The organism is Nocardioides sp. (assembly GCF_031422975.1).
Lineage (GTDB): Bacteria > Actinomycetota > Actinomycetes > Propionibacteriales > Nocardioidaceae > Nocardioides.
In genome coordinates this window covers 1-6,648 of record NZ_JANPEO010000314.1, presented here as the reverse complement: position 1 = coordinate 6,648, position 6,648 = coordinate 1, and the positions used below count along the sequence as shown (strand labels likewise).

Annotated in this window: 5 protein-coding genes and 1 pseudogene; all 6 read right to left on the bottom strand. The window is 71.3% G+C overall.

The window, feature by feature from the left end; all coding sequences use genetic code 11:
- Positions 1-216: pseudogene (locus tag RMO85_RS09480) on the bottom strand (hypothetical protein); the annotation flags it as partial.
- Complete coding sequence (gene murC / locus RMO85_RS09475; RefSeq protein WP_310528480.1) at positions 209-1,636, bottom strand: UDP-N-acetylmuramate--L-alanine ligase; 1,428 nt, start codon at positions 1,634-1,636, stop codon at positions 209-211. The pseudogene RMO85_RS09480 and the gene murC, both read right to left, overlap by 8 nt.
- On the bottom strand, positions 1,633-2,706 hold the full coding sequence (gene murG, locus RMO85_RS09470; protein ID WP_310528479.1) for an undecaprenyldiphospho-muramoylpentapeptide beta-N-acetylglucosaminyltransferase: 1,074 nt from the start codon (positions 2,704-2,706) through the stop codon (positions 1,633-1,635). The genes murC and murG overlap by 4 nt, the downstream gene beginning before the upstream one ends.
- Positions 2,707-2,718: 12 nt before the next feature.
- A complete protein-coding gene (gene ftsW / locus RMO85_RS09465; protein ID WP_310528478.1) occupies positions 2,719-3,951 on the bottom strand; it encodes a putative lipid II flippase FtsW in 1,233 nt (410 codons plus the stop codon).
- A gap of 29 nt (positions 3,952-3,980) precedes the next feature.
- On the bottom strand, positions 3,981-5,480 hold the full coding sequence (gene murD, locus RMO85_RS09460; RefSeq protein ID WP_397203554.1) for a UDP-N-acetylmuramoyl-L-alanine--D-glutamate ligase: 1,500 nt from the start codon (positions 5,478-5,480) through the stop codon (positions 3,981-3,983).
- Positions 5,459-6,571: a phospho-N-acetylmuramoyl-pentapeptide-transferase gene (gene mraY, locus RMO85_RS09455; RefSeq protein ID WP_310528476.1), complete on the bottom strand. Its 1,113-nt coding sequence runs from the start codon at positions 6,569-6,571 to the stop codon at positions 5,459-5,461. Before mraY ends, murD begins: the two co-directional genes overlap by 22 nt.
- Between the last annotated feature and the right edge of the window lie 77 nt (positions 6,572-6,648).

The following is a 6,648-nucleotide window of genomic DNA, read 5'->3' as shown; positions in this document are numbered from 1 at the left end:
CACCTCCACCCTCGTCACCGACAAGGTGGCGGAGAAGAAGACCAGCCAGACGCCGGTGGCGGACATCGCGACGAGCAGCACCAACGCGACGATGTACTTCCAGCGCATCCAGCGCCGGGCCCACTGCCGGCGGGCGAAGCGTTGCCGCGTGCGTCGCTCGGCCCGCTCGTCAGGGGACTCGGTCGCACGCGCGTCGGGGGTGCGGGTCTCAGGCATCGCGCTCCTGCAGGAGGGCGAGGATGGGGGCTGCCAGCTGGGTGATGCTGCCGGCCCCCAGGGTCAAGATGACGTCCCCGGGGCGGGCGCGGGCGACGAGTTCGGCGGGCACGGCATCGAAGTCGGCCTCGAACATGACCTGCGCGGCCGGCAGGGGTACGGCATCGGCGACCAGGCGTCCGGTGACGGCCGGGTCAGCGTCCTCCCGGGCGAGGTAGACGTCGAGCACGACGACCTCGTCCGCGGCGCCCAGGGCCTGACCCATCTGCGCGCCGAGGGTCCGGGTGCGCGAGACGAGGTGCGGCTGGAAGGCCACCACAAGGCGACCGGCGCCCACGACCGACCGGGCGGCCTGCAGGTCACCGGCGATCTCGACGTGATGGTGGGCGTAGGAGTCGTAGACGCGCACCCCGGCAGCCTCGCCCTTGAGCTCCATCCGGCGGCCGGTGCCGGTGAAGGCGGCCAGCCCGTCGGCGAGCTCTCCGAACGGGAAGCCCAGGCGCAGGCCCATCGCCAGCGCGGCGGCCGCATCGAGGGCGTAGTGCCGACCGGGGATGCGCAGGCGCAGCTCCCCCAGGTCGGCCCCGTCGCGGACGATGTGGCTCCTCGACGTGCTGCCCTCGAGGACGAGGTCGGCGATGCGTACGTCGCAGTCAGCTGCTTCGCCGACGGTGATGACCTCGAGGCCGCTCTCGCGGGCGGTCGCGGCAAGGGTCCGCGCGCCCGGATCGTCGACGCAGCAGACCAGGAAGCCGTGGCGGTCCACGGTGTCGGCGAACTCGTCGAAGGCCGCGTGGTAGGCCTCCTCGGTCCCCCAGTTGTCGAGGTGGTCGGCCTCGACGTTGGTGACGATCGCGGCATGCGGCCGGTAGACGAGGAACGCGCCGTCGGACTCGTCCGCCTCCGCGACGAAGAGGTCATCGGTGCCGGCATCGGCGTTTTGGCCGGTCGCGGTGAGCACGCCGCCCACGGCGTAGGTCGGGTCCGCACCGGCAGCCAGCAGCGCACTGGTCAACAAGCCGGTGGTCGTGGTCTTGCCGTGGGTGCCGGCCACGGCGAGCACCCGGCTCCCGGCCATGGTGGCGGCGAGCCCGGCCGAGCGCGGCAACAGGCGCAGGCCACGTCGACGGGCCTCGGCGACCTCGACGTTGTCCTCGCGGGCGGCGGTGGTGACCACAACGGTGTCGCCGTCCGCGAGATGGCCCAGATGGTCCGGGTCGTAGCCGAGGTGGCAGGTGACGCCCAGCTCGCGCAGGGCAGGAAGGAAAGGGGTGTCCTGGTCGTCGGAGCCGGAGACCGCGATGCCGTTGGCGGCCATGATGCGAGCAATCGCCGACAGCCCCGCGCCGCCGATGCCGATGAAGTGCACCCGGCCGAGCTGGTCTGCGGGCAGGAGCACGTCGGGGACCGGCAGCCTCATCGCGAACCCGCCTCGAGGATGATGCGCGCCAGCAACTCGTCGGCGTCGAGCGGGATCACGTCGGCAGCCGCGGCGCCCATGGCGTCGAGGCGGGCGTGGTCGGTGAGCAGGGCGGGCAGCGTCGCAGCCACCCATTCGGGGGTGAGGGCCGCGTCGGCGACGAGCAGCCCGCCACCGGCGTCGATCACCGGCCGGGCGTTGAGTGCCTGCTCGCCGTTGCCGATCGGCAGCGGCACGTAGACCGCGGGCAGTCCCACGCCCGACACCTCGGTGACCGTGTTGCTGCCGGCCCGGCACAGCACGGCGTCGGCCGCGGCGTAGGCCAGGTCCATCCGGTCGACGTACTGCTCGATGACGTAGGTGCCGGCGCCCTCGGGCAGCTCGAGGGTGTGCGTGGGCCCGACGACGTGGAGCACCTGGATGCCGGCCGCGGCCAGCGCCGGGGCGGCCTGCGAGACCGCGGCGTTGATGCGGGCCGCGCCTTGGGAGCCGCCGGTCACCAGCAGCGTCGGGCGGTCGGCTGCGAGCCCGAAGCGAGCCAGTGCCTCCTCGCGCAGGGCAGCGCGGTCGAGGGTCGAGATCATGCGCCGGATCGGCAGCCCGATGTAGGTGGCGTGCGGCAGCGCGGTCGCCGGGAAGCTGGTCGCGACGTGGTGCGTGAGCCGCGCACCCAGCCTGTTGGCAACGCCGGCGATCGCGTTGCCCTCGTGCACGACGAGCGGCACGCCGCGCGTGCGCGCGGCGAGATAGGCCGGCACCGAGACGTAGCCCCCGAAGCCGACGACGACGTCGGGACGCAGCCGGTCGACGATCTCGATGGCGGACCGGCGGGCGGCGCGGAGTCGACCGGGCACGCGAAGCAGGTCGGCGCCCGGTCGGCGAGGCAGCGGGACCCGGGGCACGAACTCCAGCGGCAGACCGGCCTCGGGGATGAGCCGGGCCTCGAGTCCCTCGCGGGTGCCCAGGCAGGTGATCTCGACGCTCGGGTCGAGACGCCGCAGGGCGTCGGCTGTGGCGATCAGGGGCGAGGTGTGGCCGGCGGAACCGCCGCCGGCGAGCAGGATGCGCATATCAGTGGGAACCTAGCGGCCGGCCGACAGCCCCGCCGAGCGGTTGCGCCTGCGGGCGGCGAGGGCACGCGCGGCTTCGGGCTCACGGCGGGCGAAGCCGACCAGGATCCCGAGCGCGACCAGCGAGGGCAGCAGCGCCGAGCCGCCGTAGGACACGAGTGGTAGCGGGATCCCGATCACCGGGAGCACCGCGAGGACCATGCCCACATTGATGACCATCTGGCCGAGCAGCCACACCACGATGCCGAAGGTCATGTAGCGCACGAACGGGTCCTCGGTGTGCATGGCGATCCGCACGGCGGCGAAGGCGATGGTGAAGAAAAGGCCGATGACGAGCAGGGTGCCCACCAGCCCGAGCTCCTCGCCCAGCACGGCGAAGATGAAGTCCGTGTGGGCCTCGGGCAGGTCGCCCCACTTCTGGGTGGAGGCGCCGATGCCCTGGCCGAACCAGCCGCCGGTCGAGAGGGCGTACAGGCCGTGGGCCGGTTGCCAGCCGGAGTTGAGGTAGTCCTTGAACGGGTCGGAGAAGTTGGTGATCCGGGAGAGCCGCTCGGAGTCCATGGCGGCCAGGAACACCGCCACGGCACCGACCACCGAGAGACAGACCACGAAGAGCCGGGCCGGGGCGCCGACCACCCACAGCATGCCCAGCAGGATCGCGAACAGCACCAGCGCCGTCCCGAGGTCACGACCGGCCACCACCAGGGCCGTCGCCAGCAGCATGCCCGGCACGACCGGGATCATCACGTGGTGCACGCTGCCGAGGCGGCGCTCCTTGCGGGCGTAGACGTTGGCGGCCCACAGGATCAGGCCGAGCTTGGCGATCTCGGAGGGCTGGATGGCGAGCGGACCGACCGCCAGCCAGTTCTGGTTGCCGTTGCGCTCGACACCGAGGAACGCGGTGAGCAGCAGCAGCGTCAACGACACGACGTAGGCCGGCCAGGCCAGGGCGCGCACCCAGCTCACGGAGAGCCGGGAGGCGATGAAGGCGCACGGTAGGCCGAGCACCACCCACAGCAGCTGCCGTTTCACGACGGCATAGGAGTCGTCGTAGTAGCGGAAGCTGTAGACGCTGGACGCACTCAGCACCATGATCAGGCCGATGGTCAGCAGCAGCGCCGACGCACCGAGCAGCAGGTAGTAGGACGACAGCGGGCGGTCCAGGGCGGCACGCAGCGCGGCCGCGTGCACCGTGGGCTGGACCCGAGCCCGGGTGGGGGTCCCGGCGGGCGTGGTGGTCGCCATCGGGTGTCCCCTTCCTCGTCGGTCTCTGATCAGCCGCTCGGGCGGCCCAACCGGCGGTGCACCGCGGCGGCGAACTGGTCGCCTCGGGCGCCGTAGTTGGCGAACATGTCCATGGAGGCACATCCCGGCGCGAGCAGCACGGTGTCGCCGGGGCGGGCGAGTTGTGCGGCTGCGTCGACGACGCGGTCCATCGGTGCTCCAGTCTGACCGTCGCCGATCTCGATGACGGGCACATCGGGGGCGTGTCGCGAAAGCGCGTCGGCGATCACCCGCCGATCACGACCGAGGAGTACGGCGCCGCGCAGCCGACCACGGACCGACTGGACGAGGTCGTCGAAGTGAGCCCCCTTGGCCAGGCCGCCGGCGACCCAGACAACGGACTCGTAGGCCTGCAGCGAGCTCATGGCGGCATGCGGGTTGGTGGCCTTGCTGTCGTCGACCCAGGTCACGCCGTCGGCCTCGGCCACGCGCGCGATCCGGTGTCCGTCGGGCTTGAAGGAGCGCAACCCCTCCCGGACCGCCTCCTGCGAGACGCCGTGGGACCGCGCGAGGGCGGCCGCGGCCAGCGCGTTGGCGACGAAGTGCGGCGCGGGAGAGGCCAGGTCGGCGATGGTGCACAGCTCGGCCGCGGTGCTCGCTCGCTGCTCGATGAACGCCCGGTCAGCCAGGAAGTCCTCGACGACGCCGACCATCCCGACACCGGGCATGCCCAGGGTGAAGCCGATCGCACGGGCGCCCTCGACCACGTCGGCGTCCGCGACAAGTCGCTCCGTCTCCGGGTCGGCGACGTTGTACACCGCGGCACGCTGGACCTGGTGGTAGATGCGGCCCTTGTCGGCGGCGTAGTCGGCCATCTTCTGTGACACGGCGTGCGGTCCGTCGTACCAGTCGAGGTGGTCCTCGGCGAGGTTGAGCACGACGGCGGACTCGGCGCTCATCGACTGCGTGTAGTGCAGCTGGAAGCTGGAGAGCTCGACGGCGAACACGTCGTGGGGCTCGGGATCCATGACCGCCTCGACGACCGGGCGCCCGACGTTGCCGACGGCCGCGCTGCGCAGGCCAGCGGCGCGCAGGATCGAGTCGAGCATCTGCACGGTGGTGGTCTTGCCGTTGGTGCCGGTGACCGCCAGCCAGGGGGCCGCGTGCTCGGGGTCGCGCAGCCGCCAGGCGAGCTCGACCTCACCCCAGATCGGGATGCCGCGGGCTGCCGCCTGGGCGAGCAGCGGCGACGACGGCCTCCACCCGGGCGACGTGACGAGGACGTCGACGTCGGCGGGCAGCGTGTCGGTCGCACCCGGCGCGAGCCGGACGGTGGCGCCGAGGGTCTCCAGGAGCTCGGCCTTCTCGGCCTTCTCCTCGGTGCTGGTCTCGTCGAGCGCTGTCACATCCGCGCCCAGGAAGAGCAGGTTGTCGGCCGCCGCGAACCCGGAGACGCCGAAGCCGGCGACGGCCGCACGCACGCCGTCCCAGGAGTCGTGTCGACCCAGCGCGTCGGGGTCCGGACGCGTCATCCGATCCCGGCCACCCATTCGGCGTAGAAGATGCCGAGACCCGCGGCCACGCAGAGGCCGGTGATGATCCAGAAGCGGATCACGATGGTGACCTCGGCCCAGCCGAGGTTCTCGAAGTGATGCTGCAGGGGCGCGATCCGGAACACCCGGTGGCCTGCCTTGACACCGAAGACCGACCGGAACAGGCCGCTGGCCCGACTCACCTTGAACACCGACACCTGGATCATGACCGAGAGCGTGATGACCACGAACAGGCCACCAATGATGAGGAGCAGGAACTCGGTGCGGGTCATGATGGCCAGCCCGGCGAGCGCGCCGCCGAGGGCGAGCGAGCCGGTGTCGCCCATGAAGATCTGGGCCGGCGACGCGTTCCACCACAGGAAGCCGAAGCAGGCGCCGGTGATGGCGGCACACACCACGGCAAGGTCTAGCGGATCGCGCACCTCGTAGCAGGCGGCGCCGCTCTCCAGGGCGCACGACTGCGAGTTCTGCCAGATGTTGACCAGCGTGTAGGCGGCGAAGACCAGGATGCTGGCACCGGTGGCGAGCCCGTCGAGGCCGTCGGTGAGGTTGACGGCGTTGCTGAAGCCGGTGACGAAGAACCAGATCAGCACGATCACCACGACGGTCGGCAACGCGAACCGCTCGTAGTCGCGGATGAACGAGAGGCTGTGGGACGCGGGGGTCTTGCCGCGGTCGTCCGCGAGCGCCGGAGAGAGCGCCAGGATGCCGAACGTCACGGCGATCACGGTCTGGCCGATCAGCTTGGCGCGACTACGCAGACCAAGGTTGCGTTGGCGGCTGATCTTGATGAAGTCGTCGAGGAAGCCCACCGTGCCGAGGCCCACGAAGAGGAAGAGCAGCAGCATCGCCGAGGCCGACGGGGTCTGCATGGTGATCAGCTTGGCCGTGAAGTAGCCGACGACCGTGGCCAGGATGATGACGATGCCACCCATGGTCGGGGTGCCGCGCTTCGTGTGGTGCGTGGTGGGGCCGTCGTCGCGGATCTCCTGGCCGTAGCCCCGGCGCGCGAGCACGACGATGGCGTAGCGGGTGCCGATCAGCGAGATCAGCAGGGAGAGTCCACCACCGAGCAGGATTGCTCTCATCGGGTGCTGCTCCCTTCTGCGGGTGTGTCGTTGAGTGGTTCGTCGAGGAGTGCTTCCGCGACCAGCTCCAGCGCCGC

Coding starts and splice junctions, on each gene's coding strand:
- murC (WP_310528480.1), bottom strand. CDS start 1,636: ATGAGGCTGCCGGTCCCCGACGTGCTCCTGCCCGCAGACCAGCTCGGC.
- murG (WP_310528479.1), bottom strand. CDS start 2,706: ATGCGCATCCTGCTCGCCGGCGGCGGTTCCGCCGGCCACACCTCGCCC.
- ftsW (WP_310528478.1), bottom strand. CDS start 3,951: ATGGCGACCACCACGCCCGCCGGGACCCCCACCCGGGCTCGGGTCCAG.
- murD (WP_397203554.1), bottom strand. CDS start 5,480: ATGGGTGGCCGGGATCGGATGACGCGTCCGGACCCCGACGCGCTGGGT.
- mraY (WP_310528476.1), bottom strand. CDS start 6,571: ATGAGAGCAATCCTGCTCGGTGGTGGACTCTCCCTGCTGATCTCGCTG.